A 21,328-nucleotide genomic window follows, 5' to 3' on the forward strand; every position below is an offset into this window, starting at 1 on the left:
AACATTTTCCAAAATAAAATTACCTTGGATAGTGTAATTAATCTTTAGTCAGGTACTTCTGATATACATCAATAATCGCTACGGCATGAGAATTTTAACTATAAAAAAAGCGACAATATTGTCGCTTTTTCGTTACAGTATGTGCTGATAAAAAGTGCTTTTACCAGTTTTCAACATCTTTCATGTCAGGTAGCTTATGTGCAATACCTTTATGACAATCAATACATGTTTTTTCACCCGTACCTAAAGCATCTTTGTGCATTTTTACACTACGATTACCTTGTTCTGAGAAATCCATGTATTCAAAGTTGTGACAGTTACGACATTCACGTGAATCTGTTTCTTTCATGCGTTTCCATTCACGTTCAGCCATTGAGCGTCTGTGATCATCAAACTTTTCAGGTGTATCAATAATACCTGTCATTTTGCCCCACACTTCTTTGCTCGCTGCAATTTTACGAATAATTTTATGTGTCCATTCTTTTGGCACATGGCAATCAGGACAAGTAGCCCTAACACCAGATCTATTCGCATAATGCACTGTTTCACGATACTCTTCATAGACATTGTTTTCCATTTCGTGACAGCTAATACAGAACTCTTCTGTATTGGTTACTTCTAAAGCAGTGTTGAAACCACCCCAGAAAATAATACCGCCAGCGAAACCGATAAGCAAAATAAACCATAACCCCGCACTGTTTGGCGATTTTAGGTATTGCAAAATGCCTTTTTTATTATTTGCATTCGTCATTTTATTCCCCTTTCACACTAGGATTATTCATTACCCAATGACTCAACAGGCTCAAAGGTATTTTCAACCAATGGTTTAGCGTCTGCTTGAGTTACATGACATTGAGAACAAAAATAACGACGAGGAGAAACATCTGAAAGCGTTTTACCGTCACGAGTTTCAAAGTGAGTTAAACTGATCTTGGTTGCGCCCGTTTCATTGGCATACTTCCAACCATGACATGTTAAACACTTATTACTATTAAGGTCTACACGATACCCTCTTGTTTGATGAGGGATCATTGGTGGTTGATGAACATAGTTACGCGCAATAGGATTTTTATCCTTTATCACACGCTTCATTTCATCAGCTTTTTTAGTAGCATCAAGCGTTGAGCTACCACGAAGAGATTCTACTCCTCCAGAGTTTACTTCTTCGGCTTGTAAAGACGTTGTACAGGCTAAACCTAAAACCATCACAACACTTAGTAATTTTTTCATAATTATACCTCTGCCTTTTCTGGCAAAATTGTCGTTATCTTAAATACATCTTTTGAGCAAATATCTATACATCTTGCACAGTTAGTGCAATCTGCAGAAGTTATTAGTGGACCAAACCCTTTATTCTCTCCAAAAAGAGGCATTTTTAACACTTGTGGCTCAGGGCAAACAGCAAAACAGTCCATGCATTTATCACACTGCTCGCGTTTGTCCGCCGTTACCTTTATTGGACTAAAACGCCCAACTAAGTTATAAAAAGCACCTTGTGGACAGATATGACCACACCAGCCTTGCTCAACGAGTAATAAGTCAAACAAGAATATACCAACGAGTATTACCCATCCAGCTCCCATACCAAAGATCACTCCTCGGTGAAACATAGATACAGGGTTAATCAACTCCCATGCCATTGTGCCTAGGTATATAGGCAGAACCAATGTCATAGCCAAAACCCAAAAACGAGTTTTACGAGACAATTTCGTTGATGTTCTAATTTTCAATTTTCGTCTTAACCATTGTGCTGCATCACTAATCATATTAACGGGACATACCCACGAGCAAAAAACTCTGCCGCCAAGTAAAAAATAAAAGCCTGTTATTAACATTGCACCTATTATCGCACTAGACTCTAGAAGATGACCTGCTGCAAATGCTTGCAAGGCCACAAAAGGATCTGTCATGGGCACTGTGTCTAATAAAAGACTAGAGCTCAAATTTCCTTTTATAATCCAAATGTCTAATAAAGGTCCTATTACAAATAGTGCCAAAATACCTAATTGGCAAAACCTTCTTAATAATAAATACTTATGTGTTGCAAACCAGCCTTTTGTTTCAATGGCTTCATGACCTATAGGGTGTTTCATAATTAACCTCCCTCCGGTACACGATCAGGTAAATCAAGCACTTCATCAATTAACGACCCACCAGCTTTGTCTTTTTCAATCCAACCCCAGCGGTAATGCTTACCCAACTCACCTTTTGCAATTTCACGAGGTAACACCTTAATTGCTGCTTCAGGTAATGGACATGCATGCTCACATTTACCACAACCTGTACACTTATCAGAGTGAACCGTTGGTATAAACATCGCGTGATGCCCTGTCCGCGTGTTTCGTTGTACCTCAAGAGTAATTGCTTCATCAATCAAAGGGCAAACCCGATGACAAATATCACAACGCAACCCTTGTGTGTTGAGGCACGTTTCTTGGTCTAATAATACAGCAAGTCCCATTTGAGCATCATTTATAGATTCAAGCTCAGGGGAAATTGCACCTGTAGGACATGCCTCCTGACAAGGAATATCTTCACACATTTCACATGGGATAATATTCGCATCAAAGTAAGGCGTACCCGTTGTAACAGGTTCAAATAATTTGCCGAGTTTCAACGTGTCATAAGGACAAGCTTCAACACAAAGACCACAACGAACACAAGCAGCTAAAAAGTCTTCCTCGATCAAAGCGCCAGGTGGTCGTAAACATTGAGCAGCTAAACTTTGAGATTGCTTGGCATAACCAGCAAGCCCCGTAGCTAATAAACCTACACCACAAATTCCACGACTAGCATCAGTGATTAGCTGACGTCTAGACATTTTTCTTGCTTGATAAGGTTTTGAACTGCTCATCGTTAACTTTTAAATCTCGTTAAAATTAGTATTCAGCTAAAGCATTACACTTTGGCAATTTTTACAGCACACTTCTTAAAGTCAGTTTCTTTTGACAATGGATCCGTTGCATCTAACGTTAACTTATTCGTTAACTGTTTAGCATCGAAAAATGGCATGAAAACTAACCCTTTAGGTGGGCGATTTCGACCGCGTGTTTCAACACGAGTCTTCACTTCACCACGACGTGAGGTAATCATACATTCATCACCACGGCGTAAACCGCGTTGACGTGCATCATCGGGATGCATGAAAATTACCGCATCAGGGAATGCTTTATGCAGCTCTGGTACACGGTTCGTCATTGTACCGGTATGCCAGTGCTCCAAAACACGGCCTGTGCTTAACCATAAATCATATTCTTCATCAGGTGATTCTGCAGGTGGCTCATAAGGTAGCGCGAAAATTACTGCTTTCTTATCTGGCTTACCATAGAATTGTACACCTGAGCCTTTTTCTACGTACGGGTCATAACCTTCTCTAAAGCGCCATAAGGTTTCTTTACCGTCAACAACGGGCCAACGTAAACCACGTGCTTCATGATAAGTATCAAAATCAGCTAAATCATGTGCTTTACCACGACCAAAAGTTGCATACTCTTCGAATAAACCTTTTTGGATATAGAAACCAAAATGATCTGCTTCAACGTTTGCATCACCTTTACAGTCAGAAGTTGGGAATTTATCAACTTGACCATTAGCAAAAAGTACATCGTATAACGTTTTATCTTTATACTCTGGTGCTTTAGCTACTAATTCTTCAGGCCACACTTCAGCCACTTTGAAGCGTTTAGAGAATTCTACTAATTGCCATAAATCAGACTTAGCTTCTCCTGGTGCTTGAACTTGTTGATGCCAGAATTGTGTACGGCGTTCAGCATTACCATATGCACCTTCTTTTTCTACCCACATTGCTGTTGGTAAAATAAGATCTGCTGCTTGTGCAGAAACAGTAGGATATGGATCAGATACCACGATGAAGTTATCTGGGTTACGATAACCCGGAATTGCTTCTTCATTCATATTAGGACCTGCTTGCATATTGTTATTACACATTACCCAATAAGCATTTAACTTGCCGTCTTTAAGCATACGGTTTTGTAAAACGGCATGATAACCAGGTTTTGGTGGAATAGTTCCCTCAGGCAGTTTCCAGATTTTCTCAGAAAAAGCTCTGTGTTTAGGGTTTTTAACAACCATATCTGCTGGTAAACGATGAGCAAACGTACCTACTTCACGCGCTGTACCACATGCTGAAGGTTGACCTGTTAATGAAAACGGGCTATTACCAGGTTCAGAGATTTTACCTGTTAATAAATGTACGTTATACATCAAGTTATTAGCCCACACACCTCGAGTATGTTGGTTAAAGCCCATGGTCCAGAACGAAGTAACTTTCACTTTAGGATCAGCATAAAGTTCCGCTAACTCAATTAAGTTCTTCACTGGTACACCTGATAGTTCAGATACATACTCAGCAGTGTACTTGCTAACAAATTTAGCATAGTCGTCAAAACTCATTGGTTTAGAGCCACCCTTACCAGGGTTTTTCGCAGCTTGCTCCAATGGGTGAGTTGGACGAAGGCCATAACCAATATCAGTAACACCTTCGCGGATATTTACATGATTTTTTAAGAAGTCTTTATTTACAGCTTTGTTTTCAATAACGTAATGTGCAATAAAGTTCAAAATTGCTAAATCTGTTTGAGGCGTGAAAATCATGCCATTATCTGCAAGCTCGAAACTACGATGCTTAAATGTTGATAATACATGTACTTTCACGTGCGGTGCACTTAAACGACGGTCTGTTAAACGCGACCATAAAATTGGGTGCATTTCCGCCATGTTTGAGCCCCAAAGGACAAAGGCATCGGCTTTTTCTAAATCGTCATAACAACCCATTGGCTCATCGATACCAAAAGTACGCATGAAACCGCCAACAGCAGAAGCCATACAGTGGCGCGCATTAGGATCAATGTTATTTGAAAGGAAACCAGCTTTATATAACTTAGCTGCTGCATAACCTTCCCAAATTGTCCATTGACCTGAACCGAACATACCTACTGATGTTGGTCCCTTCTCTTTCAATGCTTTTTTAAACTTGTCAGCCATCACATCAAAAGCGGTATCCCAGCTAACTGGTGTGAAATCACCCTCTTTATCATATTGACCATCAGTCATACGTAATAAAGGTTTAGTGAGCCTGTCTTTACCGTACATGATTTTTGATAAGAAGTAGCCCTTGATACAGTTTAAGCCTTTATTAACTGGCGCATCTGGATCACCTTGCGTGGCGACTACTTTACCGTGTTGCGTTCCTACTAATACACTACAACCTGTACCGCAGAATCGACATGGTGCTTTATCCCACTTAATTTTGCTCTCAGATGATTTTGTAATCATATTCGCAGCAGAAGTGGGGACTGATACGCCAGCTGCAACAGCAGTTGCGGCGATAGCGTTTGCTTTTATAAAATCCCGTCTAGTCAGTGTCATTTTTGCCCTCCTGAAAACTGTGCTAATCCGGCATCATTATGATGGAAAATTAATGATGAGGAGATCACACCGGGGATGTTGCTCATAGTTGTTATTGTTTCAATTAAGCGTTGATCTTTATTGTCTTCCTCTATTGTCACTACCATGTTACCTTTTTCAGTGATTTCATGGACTTCAGCGCCTGGAAACTCGCTCAGTTTGCTTGCAACTGCTTCAGCATTTTCTGGCTGAGCTACAAACATCACTCCTGCGATATTGACAGGGTTTTCTTCAAGTAGATTGATCACAATAATTGACCTCAGTTTAATTCGTTTATGTTAAGCCTTAAGACTTAGGTTTACTTTTACTTTACTTTTTTACTTATAAATAAAACTTTCGTTTTAACTTACTCTTCTTTTGCTTCTGCACCAGTCATTTTCAACAAAGCAATTGCAACAACTGCTGTGCCAATAAAACCAGTGAGAAAAATGACAGGCATTGATGAATAGCCTAGCACTGTCCAAATTAATGACTCAAGTGAGCTCATACTTATCTCCTATAGCTAAGGTAGTTTCTAAAAGCTTTATTTCTATTGCTGATTGCGGGCAAACAGCAACACATGCACCACACCCTGTACAATCATCTTGATTTATACGCATTTGTGGCACTGAAGATTTTAGATATTGAAATGAAATGGCTTGGGTATCACAGCTATCTTGACAGCTCTGACACATAATCTGATTCTGCGCTAAGCAATTACTTTTTACGGTAGTTTCAATTTGCCATGGTAACTGAGTAGTATCTTCAGAAAAGACATCTTCTTTACACGCCGAAACACACTTCTGGCAAAATGTACATTCGCCAAGGTTAAAGTCGACTTGTGGGAAGCCACCATCACCTTTTTTAATAATTTGAGTTTCGCAAGCAGAAATACAATCAGTACACTGGGTACAATTATCATACAATGACTGTTTATTTTTAAGCCAAGGTAAACGCAAAGCAGGTTTTTCACTAGGTCTTCTACCTCGGAAAAAGTTGCGTCGGGATTGATCTACACCTACAGCCATGTACTTGCCTTTTAAACTTTGAAAAAGTGTTACTTATTGAGTGGCTCGGTATTTATCTTAAGCCTAGCAAGCTAGAATTCTAGTTTTGCTTCAATAAATTAATAATAACCCTTCTTCTAATGATGGATTGATTATACACCGATTGAATTGACAAACATCAAGTAGCGTTATTTATAACTTGATGTAGATCAAGAAAAATCTCAAATCTTTTGACATATATCAAGATGATAATAGCAGGTAAAATTTACTCTTGCTGACTTTATAATCAACCAACAAAAACGAAGGTGTGAAAATGAACAAGAATCATTCATTTTGGATAGGAACAATAGTGCTTATTTAACTACTTTTACATTATCGCAATTAAGGATAATCTAATAAATATGAGGTTCAACTCGGCATTTAAGTATCACCTCACATTGATTTTCGGATCAGTTATAAGTAAATGTTTCAGACAGCATAATGTTATCCGAGGAATTCCCTACCAGCACCGTAAACTCACCTTTTTCAGCAAGCCAATTATTTTGCTTAACGTCCCAAAAAGACAAGTCTCTTGTATTTAGTTTTAAGGTGACTTGCTTGCTTTCTCCAGGTGACAACCATACCTTTTCAAAGGCTTTTAACTCTTTTAAAGGTCTCTCTACACTTGAGGTCGTATCATTAAGGTAAAGTTGAACCACTTCAGCCCCTGCTACTTTGCCGGTATTTTTTATTGTTAACTCGACAAAGAGATCTTCACCAGCGCTCAATTCTTTATGTGACAATTTAAACGTACAGTGAAGCAAAGTGGCATTGCCTATAGTGAAATGATAAGCCAAAGATAACAATCATGACTAAACTTCATTTAAAAGAAAAACTATCTTATGCTATGGGAGACGCTGCAGCGAATCTTGTATGGCGCGGCGCTCTCGCTTATTTAGCCGTTTTCTATACCGACACCTTTGGTTTAACAGCTGCTGCTGCGCTACTTTTTTTAGTTGTGAGACTCTCTGATGGTATTTCGGACATTATTATGGGCATGGTAGCCGACAGAACTCACACCAAATGGGGTAAATTCAGACCTTGGATCTTATGGTCTACCCCTTTACTCGCTTTGTTTATGGTGCTTTGTTTTACCACACCTAACTTTAGCGATACAAATAAATTAATCTATGCTTATATCACCTACATTGGCTTAACATTAGCTTATACCTTAAACAATGTTCCTTACTCTGCCCTAATGGGAGTGATGACACCTGATGATAAAGAGAGAACTAGTTTATCAGGTTTTAGATTTGCCGGTGCGTTTGCTGGTGGTCTTCTCGTCATGGGTTTCTTACCTGATTTAGTGAACCTATTTGGTCAAGGTGATAGCGCTTTGGGTTACCAACGTACTATGTATTTCTTTGCATTCATTTTAACAATACTGATGCTCATCACTTTTGGAGGCACTAAAGAGAGAGTTTTGACACCATCAGAGTCAAGTCACTCACTGAAAAGTGAATTGTTAGATTTATCCAAGAGCCTACCCTTTATTATCCTGCCGCTCTTAGCCATAACCCTATTCTTTTATTACCGTGATTTATATAGCGGTATCTTTTTCTGCATTGTTTTCTGCTCCATGTGGTTAGTTATCAAGCGCGTTAAGAAGTTAGACTCAAGCCAATTAAGCTCCACTCAAATAGATATGGTAAACCTATTGACCAATAAACCATGGCTAATATTGCTCGGTATCGGCTTTTTAACCATGATGTTCAACGGTATTAAATACGGTGTTATTGCTTATTACTTCAAATATCAAATAGGTGACGAACTTTTAGCAGGTAAATACTTTATAGCCTTGCTTGTGGTTTCAATATTTGGGGCATTATCAACAGACTATTTAGCTCGTCTCGTTGGAAAAAGTAAATTACTAATCATCGCATTACTGTTAAGTGGTATATTGACCGTTGGTTTCTTTTGGGTTCCTACAGACAATTTAATGGCTGTATTTGTCTTAGGCTGCAGTGCTGAGTTTTTTGCAGCTATGATGCCGACATTATATTTCTCTATGCTAGGAGACTCAGCGGATTATTCAGAATGGAAAAACGGTAGAAGAGCTACTGGCTTAATATACTCTGCTGGCACCTTTGTTCAAAAAACGGGTGGTGGTTTTGCAGGCGCGCTTGTGCTCGTGGTTCTTTCAAGTTATGGATATAATGGAATGGACTCAAGCACTATTTCTGACGCACTTCCTGGCATGACACTATTAATGAGTTGGATTCCTGCTAGTTTCGCTTTTGCTGGAGCAGCCTTGATGTTGCTGTATCCGCTTACTAATGATCAGAATAAAATGATTTCTACCGAGTTAGATCAAAGGCGATTAGAGGTTAGCGCAATATAATCTATTATTTAGACCCGACTATCTATAGTGTTGATATAAATAATCATGGTAGAATTTTTATTATAAAAGAAAAATAACAACAAAACACTTTATCAAAAAAACAGGATTTTTATGGCGACAATTTATGAAGTGTCCAACCTCGCTGGTGTCTCCTTAGCAACAGTATCACGGGTAATAAATAATAATACCCGTGTCAGTGATAAGACAAGGCAAAAAGTAATAGATGCCATGGACAAGCTAGGCTATAGACCAAACTCTATTGCCCAATCATTAGCTTCAAATTGTAGTAATAGTGTTGGCATATTAGTGTCAGAGCTAAACGGTGCTTTCTTTGGTCAAATGATGGCAGGTATAGAGTCAGAGTTAAGAGCAGCAGGAAAACATGTCATCATCACGACAGGCCATAGTGATGAAGAAAAAGAAAAAGAAGGTATAGAGTTCCTAATTAGCAGAAACTGCGACGCGCTCATAGTACATGTTGAAGGTTTATCTGATGATTACCTTATTGAACTTGCTAAAGGCTCTACACCAATATTTTTTATGAGTCGCACGGTTAATACTATTGAAAAAAATTGTATAAGCTTAGATAACGAATTAGGTGGCTATTTAGCGACTAAAACAATGTTAGAGAACGGACATGAAAACATTGCTTACATTGCAGGGCCACAAGTTAAGCCTGATGCAAAAGCTAGATTTATAGGACATAAAAAAGCCTTGAAGGAATATGGCATCCCCTTTGACGATGAACTGTACTATGAAGGCAACTTTTGCGAAACAGGCGGTAATGATGGCTTGAAGCGCTTTTTAGATAAAGGCTTGAATTTCACATCGCTGGTCTGTGCCAATGATGAGATGGCATCTGGCGCAATGACATATGCAAGGGAGCATGGCATTTCACTTCCTGAAGATTTATCCGTTATTGGTTTTGATAATATTATTTTTTCACGCCATATTTATCCCAAATTAACAACCATCGATAACCCGGTTGGTGAAATGGGTCATATGGCAGCTAAACTTGTCTTAAAAAATGTCTACAACAAGAAGGACATAACCGTAAAATATTCATTTGAACCAAGCCTTATTGATAGAGACTCTGTCAGTAGACTTAACTAAATCAATATAATACTGAAGCTTTAGCTTGTTAGCTGTTTTTATTAAAGACAACTAGCAAGCTATTAAACTAATCAATTCTAGATAATTCATCCAAGGTTTGTGTGCATGCTGGGAACTGCGTTAAATAAAACTCTTCCACCTCAGGCCACTTTTCACAATGTTTAATAACCCGTTTTTTTAATAAAGTACAAGCATCGGTAAACTCACGGTTTCCAGTATTTAACTCCGACAAACTATAATGATATGCTGCTAAATCATCGGCTGCTTTTACAATTGACTTAATGTCTTTATCCACTTGTGATTGGATCACTATTGGCGCCATCACATCATGCAAATACTTGGGTAGCCCTTGATAAACCATAGATTGCTCTACTTCACGTTCAATTTTTTTTATTTGAGCCGTCAACTCAGGATTATGATACTTCAAAGGGCTTGGTAAATCCCCTACACCACCTGATTCTGACGCTTCATGATACAGAGCAGCAACAGCGATATCAGCGGGGTTATAAGTTCGCTTGAATTTAAGCTGACCGATAAGTGCAATTTGATGACTGATCACCGCAACATCAAATGAATGCTGAGAACAAGTCTCTGACTCACGAAACGTCATCAATGGCCAACGTATTATTTTGCGTAACCTTAATATCCAAGCGGTAAAACTACCTTCTTTATGATGAAACACTTATCACTCCACTTTAGCTAACTGACAAAATGCCAATTAAATTTAAATAACTTATGTACTAACTCTATACTTACTCTTTTTACACAATAAGTTAAGGGGAAAAACTACATTTTTTGATACAACTCAAGCAGCAATCTCACTTGAACTCTATTTTTATATTGTATACATTAAAGTGTTTGTATAATTTAAATAGTGAGTAGTTAATGAAAAAAACAATCCCTTTTCTATTAACAGCAATCAGTATTTCGGTACTTAGTGCTTGTTCTAATCAACAAAGTGTCAAATCTAACGATGTAAACCAACTGACTAATAATGCTGTAAGTGCTATTCAAAAACCTGCCATAAAAACATTACTCACAACTGATATTGATTCTCTATGGAGCCAAGACTTTGACCACTATCAAAAAGGGTTGCTAGCACAGGTTTCACAAGCAATATCAGCAGAAGCAAGTAAAGGTAATTTAAGCTCTAACTCATTAGATAAATTAAGTTTTTACTTACGAATATTTAGTAGTTTTGGCCCTGATAAAGACTGGCAAGCAGGTAGTGAAATAGCCTTGAATAATGCTTTAATTGCTTTGCAAAATATGGATGGTTTTTATCAACTCAATGAAAAAACGGCTAGATTACATGAAAACTACGCGGTAGCCCTTTATCGTTTGTACTTTTTAGAGCCGATGCAGCCTCTTGTTAAATCGCATATTGAACCGCTCACAAAGCTCATTAATTTGTATGCTAGTAATGAGCTCTCGTCTAACTCAACGATTAATAAAGCTCAACAATACGCCCTTTGGGAAGTACTCAGAGCTGGTGCAATATTACCGTATGAAGCGAAAAGAAAAAATAAAGCAGATAATTTGAATGACATTACAGCCAATCAAACCTTACAAAACGCCTTAATCGCTTTCATTAATTCTGACAACGCAATAATTGCTGGGGATGATTGGCCTGCTCAACATGCCGCTTGGGCACTGGCGCAATATTACAACGTCTACAATAAACAATACTGGAATGAGTATTACACAAAAACAAAAGAAGAGCGTAGTAAGTTAGATAATGATAAAGCTTCCCTTCCAAGTGAAGCTGCTATGAACGACTTAGATGAACAAGTTTGGACTGCACTTGAAACTTTTGGTCAAACACATAAAAAATCAGAAAAAGAAATAAAAACCTTATTTAGCATTCCTTATGTTGTGTCAAGCTTTCGTGGAAAGTCTGAATGTAAAGAAGGTAGTTTAGCAGGCCGATGTATTGAACCTACGATTGAAGAAGCGCTACCTATAAATCACACTTGCTCTGACAGCTTATTTATTTTAACGCAGAAATTAACAACTGCTCAGTTAAATGATTCTTGTAATCAATTAATTGCTCAAGAAGCAGACTTTCATAAAAAATTAGCAACTAACAACCAACCTGTAGCCAATGATTTTAATGACAAGTTAAGAGTGGTCATATTTAACAATGCTGCTGAATACAACAAATATGGGCAACTTGTTTTTGACATCCATACTGATAATGGCGGTATGTATATCGAGGGGACAACGCAGGATCCTGATAATATCGCTACCTTCTACTCTTACGAACATTTTTGGGTCAGACCTGAATTTAAAGTCTGGAACTTAAATCATGAGTATGTTCATTACTTAGATGGACGCTTCATTAAATATGACACCTTCAACCACTTTCCAAGTAATATGGTTTGGTGGTCTGAAGGCTTAGCTGAGTTTATTTCAAAAGCCGATGACAACCCTAAAGCGTTTAAGGTGCTATTAGATACTGAAGAGGATAAGTGGTTAACCTTAAAACAAGTCTTTGACACTGAATATAAAGATGGTACGACTCAAGTTTACCAGTGGGGCTATTTAGCTGTACGTTTTATGTATGAGAATCAATTAGAAGATTATCGTCAGTTAGCACACTTTTTAAAGACTGATTTCTTCAAAGGCTACAAAAATTTGCTTGATGAGTCTGGCGAGAAGTATCAAGATGAATTTCATCAATGGTTAAAAGATAACAAAGCGCTAGGTAAAAATAGTGAGGAAGCAAAAGATCCAAGAAAACCTCGCCAATTCTATCGCTATACTTATAAAGATTATTTACAACCTAAACATTTAACAGAAAGCAGCAGGCACATGCACTGGCAGTATTGGCATGCTAATGCATTAAAAAATAAATAATTTAAATGATTGAGGTTAAAAAGCTAAATCAACTTTTAATCAGGTAATAAAAGTCTCGACTTCAAAAACTAGATCACACTTAATATTAAAAATATGAAGTCGAGCATAAGAAAAACCAATAACAAAGCTATTGAAAGATTTAAATATCAGTGGGAGCTATATTGATATTTACCAGTCTTATTAATTGGGTTACGGTTATTCAGTAAGTCTTGAAAATAAGACAGTCAAAAAACAACTATTGTCATTTGATTGATTTGGAATGTTTATATCAGCCTTATGTTTTTGCGTTCCAATCACGTTGCCATGCTAGTACTTCTTTAGCTTTCATTGGGCGACTTATATAGTAACCTTGTCCGTAGTCACAGCCCATTTCAGTGACTAGGTTAATGATGTCTGAATCTTCAACCCCTTCTGCAATCGTTTTAATATGTAACTCCTTAGCCACGGAAAGAGTACTATTGATAAGCGCTAATTGATTTAAATTGCCTTTTTGCTCAATAAAATAACTTTTATCAAGTTTTAAATAAGTAACAGGAAACTTCTGTAAACGTTCTATAGTTGAATTATTCTGACCAAAATCATCTAACGCTAATTCAATTCCCCTCATATTTAAGCGGTTTAAGTTAGCAAGCTCTTGCAGAGGATCATCAGCTAACATACCTTCAGTAATTTCAATACATAGCTTATCAGCCGGCATAGCAAACTGTGAAAGTAACATAAATACTGTATCAGCAAACTCAGGTTGTTGTAGTGCTACGGGTGAAACATTAACTGATAGCTTTAATTCCAAGCCATTCATTGACCACTTTTTCCAATCCCCTAATGCCTTTTTCAACACAGCAAGTGTTATATGAATAATAAGTTCACTTTCTTCGGCTTTATCAATAAATCTATCCGGTGAAACTAGACCTAATCTAGGGTGGTTCATTCGACATAAAGCTTCTATGCCAATAAACTCTCTACTTGAAAGTTCAATTTGAGGTTGATAAAGCACCTCGATGTCATCATTTTTAATTGCTCTGATAATCTCATATGTTTTTAAAGACTCGGCGGATCTATTTTTACGGCGAGATACACCAATTTTCTTAAAGATGTTCTCAAAATCTGATTCATGAATAGGCTTAAGTAAAGTCCCTATGTAATTCAAACCATGACTCTTAGCTAAGGTTTCAACAGAAGAAATGATTTGAGTGGAAACACCACTCATAATGACAATATAGCCCTTGTACTCAATATTGCTTAACTTTTCCAGAAACTGAATACCGTCAACATTTGGCATATTTAAGTCTAAAAATACCAAATTAATTGACCTTGACGTTCTTAAAACATGCATCGCTTCTGCAGAAGAGCTCGCTTTATGAACATGTGTGATATTAAACGACTTTTCTAAAACTGTTGAGACATAATCTAATATAACGGTACTGTCATCAATAAGCAGAGCATTCAACCATTCATAGCCCTTTGTGTTGCTTTCTAAATCCATTTGAACGTCCAGTTAAGTCTTTAGTTGTGAGGTGCACGAAATACACCATTTAAGTATCGAACAAATAAATGGAAAATCAAGTATTGAAAAGAATAAAATTATTGATTTTCAACATAAAATAACAGACTGAATTAGCAAGTTTGTTATTCAATGCTTTGGGGCACATAAGAGCAACCCAATTAACTTTTGAGTTGCTCTACACTGTGGCTACAGTTGGAAAAGTTTTGTTAAAAACTGTTTAGATTCACCTGGTTTAGTAAAGTTAAAACGATGAGAGCCAGTTTGGTCTTTCACTACAATATTACTTTTATTGACTGAAATAGATTTTACTGGTGCTGCAATGTTATAAACCTTACCTTGATAAATATAAGACATAAAATAACTCCTTTTTGTCGATTCATCGACAATACAAAAGCTAACTTGCTAATTTTAGACAATAAAAGTACATCAAAAAGATGATAAAATTAGCACGTTACCAATTGAATAAATTGATTAAAAGGTGTTGACTGACTGTGAAAGGGAAAGACAAAACACGAATAAGCGTGAGGATTTTCTCATTAAACTAATTTTCTTGTTACGACTATGTATGGATCATAGGGATTAGCTTAACGGCGGCTAATGTAATTGATTACGCTTATAAAGTAAACAGTTTTCTAATCTATCTATATTTTAAAAGATATTATCAGCTTTATTAACCTGTCTATCTTCTTATTTGATAACTGCCTATAGTCAAAATAAGGACAAACAATGACATGATTTTGTTCATCAATAGCAAATTCGTTATCTAACCAAGTTAACTCAGCATTTAATGCGCCAGTTTTAATTAACGCTTTGGCATAGGTTCTTCCACAAATTATTTTAACGCACCTTTCAACATGCAAGAACTTAGGCGAAGAAAACAACAAGGCAATGTTACTCCCTGACTGTAACATTGCTTCATCTCGGTATTGCTGCCAACGACTAAATGCAGAAACATCCTCTATCTTTGAGGAATTAAGCGCATAAATCAGTTTTGCATAAACATTAAAAACTTTACGCCAACCATTACCACATGCTTGACCGATCGCATATATTTCACCTTGAGTTAGCGGTGTTAAATTTGATAGCTCTTGATATTCAGGCATATTAGGAAAATTGGCAATATAAACACCTAATGAAAATTGATTGTTACCAAAACCACTACCGCTCATCAAAGCTACCTTTATTTATCAACTTCTTAACTGGTAAGAGATATAACGTCTCAAACTACTTCACAGATCATAGTACCTTAACCAAAGTAAGTTGATGAAGCATTTTTATTAAAACACTTCATTTAACTTAATACCGCTGACTAGAGCGTTATTTTTATTGGGTTTTTACCATCCCACGCAAGGCGTTGCTCTGCTGTATTATTGGCATTAATAATGATTTCATATTGCGTAGAATTAACACTATCTCTTTGTACACACACATTAAAGTCATTCGAAAACGCACGAATATGGTTTAAACACATTCGATCCCATGAAGAAGGTAAATAGGGCGCAATATAAAATGCATTAAAGGCAACGGGTTCTATACCAAACAATCCTTCAGTTATAGTTCGAGCATACAGCGCACTTTCAGCAGACAAATGACGTTGATCTCCCTCAGGCCATGCTTCTACTGCATAAGGAACGTGCTCTCCTAATAGTCGTTTTCTAGAGTAATACTTAAAGTATCGTATTGCAGTATCGGTTTCTTGGGCATTAAAAATTCCACGAAATGCATACAAGGTTGCTCTATCCCAAAAGGTTTTATTTCCTGCTTCAGAGTAAATACCGTCTTCACTCCATAAATGTTCAGAAAGTAACGCCGCAAGAGTTTGCTCTTTTCTTTCAAAAAGCCCAAAAGTAAATGGTAAGGCTATCCAAGCTCTCAGTTTGTCATTTCCTTGATAATATTGATAAGTATCATAGCCTTGTACATTACCACCAAAATACTTTTCAATATTTTTTGCTAATACAATCGCTTTATTCTGATAACGTTCTGCCGTTGCAACATCACCCAACTCACGGTGAAGGTAACTCGCAGAAATTAAACTCCCGTAAGTTAACATATTGGTACTTAAGTTTACGTCACCTGCTGGAAAACGTCCTTCAAGTTCATCGCTATCAGAAGCAATAACACCTTCGCTAGTTTCCTGCTTAAAGCTATATTCAATACACCAGTTAATTAGCGGTAATAGCTCTGTCGCTTTTTGTTTATCACCATAAGCAAGAGCAAAGCGACTCGCCCCATAGGCTATCATAGCGCAGTCACCTCTATCACCTGCGCCATCCCAGATATCAGTACCTTCTGCAATAATTGAGGACGGAATATACTTCCATTCGTCATTCATAAAACGGGCAAAATGATAAAAGCTATTTATCGCCGACTCATTACCATTTTTATTTCCTAAAAACGGAAAAAATGGGTTGATATATTCTGCTTGATCATTCGCCCAAATAGCCGCGTAATATCGGCCGCCACCGGGACCGTGCATTAAGCCCCCTTTCGTTTTAAAAATAGATTCTGCTGAGCGAAGTTTTGCAAACTCAAACATTTGATTAATGACCGGATCAGGAGTAACAAGCTGTAAGTTTCTTTTTAGCCCCTCAACATATGCTTTTCTAGCAAGTAGCTCTTGCCCACTATCAAAGCTAGCAATTTGTCCAGTTTTTGTTGCTTTATAATCTACATTAACTATGAGAGTATCTCCTGATGCCAATGTGTATTTTCCTGATTTATCACTGGTAGCTTGCACTTTGTAACTACCATAAACACCTTGCTCCGCAGGCGTATAGTGCAGATACGCCAACGGCCCTAACTTTACATTCACAGAAGACTTAGAAAGATTTTTTATCGTTAATTGCTCTATCAATAAAGGCTTTGTTGGGCTTGGTGCTATTGTTCGAGTTACTGTTACCCCTGACTTTAAATTACTGTGAAGTGTTAAGGTGCCATCAATATCAACTTGTCTTAACAGCTCATGTTCAACCTCTTGACCATTTAAACTAATTGTCGGAGTAATTGATAAGTCAAAATCATGAATAAAACTTGCATGAGTATCATTAGGAATTGTTCTGAGCATTGGCCAAACAATTTTTCTTTTAAGGGTTAACCGACCTGTGTCATCATTTCCATAGTAAATAATGGCAGAAACTTGCTCGCCACTCATTTCTATATGGTCTTCGTGAATATCATTGACTCGCCAAGTAATGCCCTGCTCAGTTTGCTGCCAACGATTTTCTAGCGTATCAGCTAAACTATTGATATCTGTTTTTACTTGAGTTTTGAATTCAGGTTCAACATGAGCCTGTTTCGTATTGCAAGCTGTTATTATTGGCAGCATAGCTAAGATGGCATATACGCTAGATTTCATGGGTTCTCCTATTTTAAGTGATTATTAACAAGCACAATGGGCTACAAAATAAAATATCATAGCCCTAAGCTCGTTCAGTATTGAATCATGCTAAAAGGCTTTAGGCTTACACTAATGAGACATTAATCTCTCAAGAAATAACTTTTTTTATAGCGAAATAAAGTAGTTTATAACTGCTAATCAACGGCTTCGTTATTGCAGGATTCATTATCAATGACACTAAAGTGCCATTGATATTTGATGAAGATAAACGCCATTATGACTGCACCGATACCAAATGATTGATGCCAATGTTTTTCAATAAGAATAAATATTTCTACTTAGGGTGTTATATACTTGCCCTGCTCAGTTTCTCGTCACAGGCTACGTTCAAACCTTTAGTACAATTTGGCGAAAACCCAGGTGATTTAGCAGCAAGTTATTACCAACCAGAAAAAAGTAATGCTATTGTGGTATTACTTCATGGTTGTTTACAAAATGCTGAAAGCCTGGCCGAGCAAAGCGATTTTCTAGCCCTTGCCAAACAACATCAGTTTACTTTGTTATTACCGCAACAAAGCCAACAAAATAATGTTAAGTCCTGCTTTAATTGGTTTTCCAAACAAGATACCTCAAAAGATCAAGGCGAACTATTATCGTTAAAAAACATGATAACAACATTGCAAGATCGCTCACCCGTGAGTGATACCTATGTTGCAGGTTTATCAGCTGGCGGTGCAATGGCGAGTGCATTACTGGTGAATTACCCTGAAATGTTTACTTCAGGCGCTATAATTGCAGGCTTACCCTACCCTTGTGCAGACAACTTAGTGAAAGCTATTTCATGTATGCGAAACGGACCTTCTCAAAATGCTGAAGAGTTAAGTAAGCTCGCTTTAAGCTTAAATAAACCGTCTACGAAATGGCCCAGTATTTCAATTTGGACGGGCAAAATAGATAGCATAGTCAACCCTAAAAATTCATCTGCTTTAGCTAATCAGTGGGCACTAATATTACAAGCCAATGAGCAAAATCAAGTAGGAGGTACTAAAGGCTTTTCAAAATCGATATGGAGTACCAGCAAACAGGCCAACGCTGTAGAGCTGATTGAAGTTGACAATATAGGTCATGGCATCATGATAAACTCGCAAATTGAAAACGGTGGAACGAGTGGAAATTTCTTATTAGAGTCACCTATAAGTTCTGTCAAAAATATAGTGAGTTTTTGGCAGTTAAACGCAAACAACCCTTAGTTAAAACCCAATAAATACAAAAGGTTAACAATAGCACCATAGTAGTAAATCTTTTTTCAAATATATCTTGTAGAGTGATTATTAGCACTAAATATTACTACCATAAATTATAAAAAATATTACAAATAGAGGGTTGTCTTAATGAACAAGTTCAACATAAAGAAAAGCTATATCGCGCTAGCTATAACATCAGCACTATCAGTCAATGTATCATATGCAGAAGAAGCTGCTGCAGAACAACAAGATTCAGGTTTAGAGCGAATAGAAGTTACTGCTCGTAAAACAGCTGAAAGCTTACAAAATGTACCTGTTGCGGTAACATCAATAGGTGCTGAGCAGTTAGCGCAAAATGGGGTGAGCGTTATGACTGAAGTTCAGCAATTCTCTCCAAATACCACACTTCAAAGTAGCCGTGGTACAAACTCAACATTAACCGCATTTATTCGTGGTGTTGGCCAAGATGATCCATTATGGGGTTATGAACCTGGTGTAGGTATTTACGTAGATGACGTATATATTGCCCGTCCACAGGGCGCTGTTTTAGATATTGTCGATGTTGAACGAATCGAAGTTCTTCGAGGCCCTCAAGGCAGTTTATATGGTAAAAACACCATAGGTGGCGCAATTAAATATGTTACTAAGAAAATGTCTGGTGATATGGAATTTGACTTGGCTGCAACGTTTGGTAACTATGCCAGACAAGACTACAAAGTCGCTGCTAAGCTTCCTGTGATTGGCGATAAACTTTATTTTGGTTTTGCTTTAGCTAATTTAACTCGGGACGGCTTTGGTAAATTTTTAGAGTCTGATTTACCCAACCAAGACTTAGAAAACTATAACAAAGATGTATTTGCTGGCCGAGCAACCTTAGAGTTTACCCCGTCAGATGATTGGTTTTTCCGTTTTAATTACGACAAAACTATTGATGATTCAAATGCTAAAGGTGGTTATCGTTTATTACCAAGTATCGTAACTGATGCACCTGTTCCTGACAGCGTATATGACTCTTACACGAGTATGCCGACATGGAACAGTGTTGAATCTGAAGGCATGAGTTTAACTGCTGAATACTTTATTAATGATTTTTGGTCACTAAAATCAGTCACGGCAAGTAGAAGCAACTATTCAAGAACCAATATTGATTTTGATAACACTGCTGAACGTATTTTTGATGTACCTGCAATTTACGACGACGAGCAATTCACCCAAGAGTTTCAATTAAACTACGATGGAGAAGATTTAACATTTGTTTCAGGCTTGTACTATTACGATGGCGAATCTTGTGGTCATTTCGATGCTATTTTAGAACATTTAGGCACATCTTTAAGTCTTCCAGGTTTAACTCGTGAAGTGACAGGTTGCAATAACAGTGAAAGTTATGCTGTTTATGCTCAAGGCTCATATAATGTTACCGACAAGCTGTCTTTCACCTTAGGTGGTCGCTACACCCAAGAAGAAAAAGACGCCATTGTGAACAATGGTGTAGTTTACCAAACCGTATATCCTGAAGATGGTTGGGTACCTGGTTATGAGCGTGGTGATGTTGCCTTCCCTGAAGTACTTAACGACAGTGAAGATTGGTCACGTTTTTCACCACGTGCAGGTGTCGAATATCAATACAGTGCTGACATGATGTTCTTCGCAAGTTATTCTCAAGGTTTTAAATCTGGTACTTTTAACCCTAGAGCTAGTGGGCCTGAGCCAGCGGTAGATCCTGAAATTGTTGATTCATTTGAAGTCGGTGTTAAAAGTGAGTGGAATAATAACTTACGTGTCAATGCCACAGTATTTTATTTAGTTCATCAAGATAGACAGTTTGTCACGGTTCTACCTATTGAAGGTGGTGATGGTAGTGAACTAAGCCAGCGACTTGGTAATATTGGTCAATCAACAGCGACAGGTTTAGAGCTCGAAGTTAATTATGCCGCGACTGATAGCCTTGATTTATTTGCAACTTTAGGTTTAATCGACTCATCGTTTGAAGAAGTTAACTCCTATGACAGTGATGGTAACCCAATAGATATAACCGATGATTTTACTATTACTAATACTCCTAAAACTACGGCAAATATCGGCTTTACTTATGATATTGAAAGCTCAGTAGGCGGCTTTGTTGTTAATGGTAACTACTATTACCGTAGTGAATATGACTTAAACGTAACCGATAATTTATTAACTCAAGATGGTTACGGTTTGCTTAACTTTGGTGTTAACTGGTATAGCAATGACGGTGATTGGACTGCAGCATTGCATTGGAAAAACATTACAGATGAAGAGTACTTAGTTGGTAATTACGCATTTTTAGGCGAACAAAATGATGACGGTAGTTACAATCCAGGTCTTGGAGGCGATACAACCTTAATTGGCTACTATGGCGACCCTTCAACGGTTTCATTAACCATAGGTTATTCGTTCTAAATACATTAGGCTGAGAAAAAGAGCTAGTTATTACCGGCTCTTTTTCCGATA

The 21,328-nt window shown here is 37.5% G+C and carries 19 protein-coding genes; 5 read left to right on the forward strand and 14 right to left on the reverse strand.

The genetic code is table 11. From position 1 onward, the window contains the following. Positions 1 to 160 precede the first annotated feature (160 nt). From EPA86_RS10750 to EPA86_RS10790, 9 genes are all read right to left on the reverse strand, one after another. A complete protein-coding gene (locus tag EPA86_RS10750; protein ID WP_140603445.1) occupies positions 161 to 751 on the reverse strand; it encodes a NapC/NirT family cytochrome c in 591 nt (196 codons plus the stop codon). A 23-nt stretch (positions 752 to 774) separates the two neighbouring features. Continuing rightward, positions 775 to 1,230 carry a nitrate reductase cytochrome c-type subunit gene (locus EPA86_RS10755; RefSeq protein ID WP_140603446.1) on the reverse strand — a complete coding sequence of 152 codons (456 nt, stop codon included), beginning with the start codon at positions 1,228 to 1,230 and terminating at the stop codon, positions 775 to 777. A 2-nt stretch (positions 1,231 to 1,232) separates the two neighbouring features. Then, positions 1,233 to 2,093: a quinol dehydrogenase ferredoxin subunit NapH gene (gene napH, locus EPA86_RS10760; RefSeq protein WP_140603447.1), complete on the reverse strand. Its 861-nt coding sequence runs from the start codon at positions 2,091 to 2,093 to the stop codon at positions 1,233 to 1,235. A gap of 2 nt (positions 2,094 to 2,095) precedes the next feature. Continuing rightward, positions 2,096 to 2,854, reverse strand: a complete 759-nt coding sequence (gene napG, locus EPA86_RS10765; RefSeq protein WP_211664928.1) for a ferredoxin-type protein NapG — start codon at positions 2,852 to 2,854, stop codon at positions 2,096 to 2,098. 44 nt (positions 2,855 to 2,898) lie between these two features. Continuing rightward, positions 2,899 to 5,388: a nitrate reductase catalytic subunit NapA gene (napA, locus tag EPA86_RS10770; RefSeq protein WP_140603448.1), complete on the reverse strand. Its 2,490-nt coding sequence runs from the start codon at positions 5,386 to 5,388 to the stop codon at positions 2,899 to 2,901. Beyond that, a complete protein-coding gene (locus tag EPA86_RS10775; protein ID WP_140603449.1) occupies positions 5,385 to 5,675 on the reverse strand; it encodes a chaperone NapD in 291 nt (96 codons plus the stop codon). Before EPA86_RS10775 ends, napA begins: the two co-directional genes overlap by 4 nt. A gap of 98 nt (positions 5,676 to 5,773) precedes the next feature. Beyond that, positions 5,774 to 5,914: a TIGR02808 family protein gene (locus EPA86_RS10780; RefSeq protein ID WP_140603451.1), complete on the reverse strand. Its 141-nt coding sequence runs from the start codon at positions 5,912 to 5,914 to the stop codon at positions 5,774 to 5,776. Continuing rightward, positions 5,901 to 6,434: a ferredoxin-type protein NapF gene (napF, locus tag EPA86_RS10785; RefSeq protein WP_140603453.1), complete on the reverse strand. Its 534-nt coding sequence runs from the start codon at positions 6,432 to 6,434 to the stop codon at positions 5,901 to 5,903. The genes EPA86_RS10780 and napF overlap by 14 nt, the downstream gene beginning before the upstream one ends. Positions 6,435 to 6,862: 428 nt before the next feature. Next, positions 6,863 to 7,195, reverse strand: coding sequence for a fibronectin type III-like domain-contianing protein (locus tag EPA86_RS10790; protein WP_246058362.1), 333 nt, complete (start codon positions 7,193 to 7,195; stop codon positions 6,863 to 6,865). Positions 7,196 to 7,260: 65 nt separating this feature from the next. Here EPA86_RS10790 and EPA86_RS10795 point away from each other — a divergent pair, with 65 nt between their 5' ends. Beyond that, positions 7,261 to 8,793, forward strand: a complete 1,533-nt coding sequence (locus tag EPA86_RS10795; RefSeq protein ID WP_140603457.1) for an MFS transporter — start codon at positions 7,261 to 7,263, stop codon at positions 8,791 to 8,793. Between the two features lie 111 nt (positions 8,794 to 8,904). After that, a complete protein-coding gene (locus tag EPA86_RS10800; protein WP_140603459.1) occupies positions 8,905 to 9,906 on the forward strand; it encodes a LacI family DNA-binding transcriptional regulator in 1,002 nt (333 codons plus the stop codon). A 67-nt stretch (positions 9,907 to 9,973) separates the two neighbouring features. Here the strand turns inward: EPA86_RS10800 and yfbR are convergent, their stop codons facing one another. Next, positions 9,974 to 10,588 carry a 5'-deoxynucleotidase gene (gene yfbR, locus EPA86_RS10805; protein ID WP_140603461.1) on the reverse strand — a complete coding sequence of 205 codons (615 nt, stop codon included), beginning with the start codon at positions 10,586 to 10,588 and terminating at the stop codon, positions 9,974 to 9,976. A gap of 203 nt (positions 10,589 to 10,791) precedes the next feature. Here yfbR and EPA86_RS10810 point away from each other — a divergent pair, with 203 nt between their 5' ends. Next, positions 10,792 to 12,765: a collagenase gene (locus EPA86_RS10810; RefSeq protein ID WP_140603463.1), complete on the forward strand. Its 1,974-nt coding sequence runs from the start codon at positions 10,792 to 10,794 to the stop codon at positions 12,763 to 12,765. A gap of 274 nt (positions 12,766 to 13,039) precedes the next feature. On the opposite strand, the gene EPA86_RS10815 is transcribed toward EPA86_RS10810, so the two are convergent. From EPA86_RS10815 to EPA86_RS10825, 4 genes are all read right to left on the reverse strand, one after another. Continuing rightward, positions 13,040 to 14,248: an EAL domain-containing response regulator gene (locus EPA86_RS10815; protein WP_140603465.1), complete on the reverse strand. Its 1,209-nt coding sequence runs from the start codon at positions 14,246 to 14,248 to the stop codon at positions 13,040 to 13,042. Positions 14,249 to 14,455: 207 nt separating this feature from the next. Next, positions 14,456 to 14,623 (reverse strand): hypothetical protein, encoded by a 168-nt coding sequence (locus EPA86_RS18220; protein WP_170309632.1) that lies wholly within the window; start codon positions 14,621 to 14,623, stop codon positions 14,456 to 14,458. A 287-nt stretch (positions 14,624 to 14,910) separates the two neighbouring features. Further along, positions 14,911 to 15,438 carry a DUF6942 family protein gene (locus EPA86_RS10820; protein ID WP_140603467.1) on the reverse strand — a complete coding sequence of 176 codons (528 nt, stop codon included), beginning with the start codon at positions 15,436 to 15,438 and terminating at the stop codon, positions 14,911 to 14,913. Between the two features lie 140 nt (positions 15,439 to 15,578). Next, the gene (locus tag EPA86_RS10825; protein WP_140603469.1) at positions 15,579 to 17,627 is read right to left on the reverse strand and encodes a glucosidase family protein; all 2,049 of its coding nucleotides are present in this window, start codon (positions 17,625 to 17,627) and stop codon (positions 15,579 to 15,581) included. 290 nt (positions 17,628 to 17,917) lie between these two features. Between EPA86_RS10825 and EPA86_RS10830 the strand changes: the two genes are divergently transcribed. Further along, a complete protein-coding gene (locus EPA86_RS10830) occupies positions 17,918 to 18,859 on the forward strand; it encodes an extracellular catalytic domain type 1 short-chain-length polyhydroxyalkanoate depolymerase (RefSeq protein ID WP_140603471.1) in 942 nt (313 codons plus the stop codon). 141 nt (positions 18,860 to 19,000) lie between these two features. Further along, a complete protein-coding gene (locus tag EPA86_RS10835; protein WP_140603473.1) occupies positions 19,001 to 21,277 on the forward strand; it encodes a TonB-dependent receptor in 2,277 nt (758 codons plus the stop codon). Positions 21,278 to 21,328: the final 51 nt, after the last annotated feature.

Origin of the sequence: Litorilituus lipolyticus (genome assembly GCF_006439335.1) — a bacterium.
Classification (GTDB): Bacteria; Pseudomonadota; Gammaproteobacteria; order Enterobacterales; family Alteromonadaceae; genus Colwellia; species Colwellia lipolytica.

Bases quoted from the DNA above. Each gene is read 5' to 3' on its own strand.
- EPA86_RS10750 (WP_140603445.1), bottom strand. From the start codon at position 751: ATGACGAATGCAAATAATAAAAAAGGCATTTTGCAATACCTAAAATCG.
- EPA86_RS10755 (WP_140603446.1), bottom strand. From the start codon at position 1,230: ATGAAAAAATTACTAAGTGTTGTGATGGTTTTAGGTTTAGCCTGTACA.
- napH (WP_140603447.1), bottom strand. From the start codon at position 2,093: ATGAAACACCCTATAGGTCATGAAGCCATTGAAACAAAAGGCTGGTTT.
- napG (WP_211664928.1), bottom strand. From the start codon at position 2,854: ATGAGCAGTTCAAAACCTTATCAAGCAAGAAAAATGTCTAGACGTCAG.
- napA (WP_140603448.1), bottom strand. From the start codon at position 5,388: ATGACACTGACTAGACGGGATTTTATAAAAGCAAACGCTATCGCCGCA.
- EPA86_RS10780 (WP_140603451.1), bottom strand. From the start codon at position 5,914: ATGAGCTCACTTGAGTCATTAATTTGGACAGTGCTAGGCTATTCATCA.
- napF (WP_140603453.1), bottom strand. From the start codon at position 6,434: ATGGCTGTAGGTGTAGATCAATCCCGACGCAACTTTTTCCGAGGTAGA.
- EPA86_RS10795 (WP_140603457.1), top strand. From the start codon at position 7,261: ATGACTAAACTTCATTTAAAAGAAAAACTATCTTATGCTATGGGAGAC.
- EPA86_RS10800 (WP_140603459.1), top strand. From the start codon at position 8,905: ATGGCGACAATTTATGAAGTGTCCAACCTCGCTGGTGTCTCCTTAGCA.
- EPA86_RS10810 (WP_140603463.1), top strand. From the start codon at position 10,792: ATGAAAAAAACAATCCCTTTTCTATTAACAGCAATCAGTATTTCGGTA.
- EPA86_RS10815 (WP_140603465.1), bottom strand. From the start codon at position 14,248: ATGGATTTAGAAAGCAACACAAAGGGCTATGAATGGTTGAATGCTCTG.
- EPA86_RS18220 (WP_170309632.1), bottom strand. From the start codon at position 14,623: ATGTCTTATATTTATCAAGGTAAGGTTTATAACATTGCAGCACCAGTA.
- EPA86_RS10820 (WP_140603467.1), bottom strand. From the start codon at position 15,438: ATGAGCGGTAGTGGTTTTGGTAACAATCAATTTTCATTAGGTGTTTAT.
- EPA86_RS10825 (WP_140603469.1), bottom strand. From the start codon at position 17,627: ATGAAATCTAGCGTATATGCCATCTTAGCTATGCTGCCAATAATAACA.
- EPA86_RS10830 (WP_140603471.1), top strand. From the start codon at position 17,918: ATGTTTTTCAATAAGAATAAATATTTCTACTTAGGGTGTTATATACTT.
- EPA86_RS10835 (WP_140603473.1), top strand. From the start codon at position 19,001: ATGAACAAGTTCAACATAAAGAAAAGCTATATCGCGCTAGCTATAACA.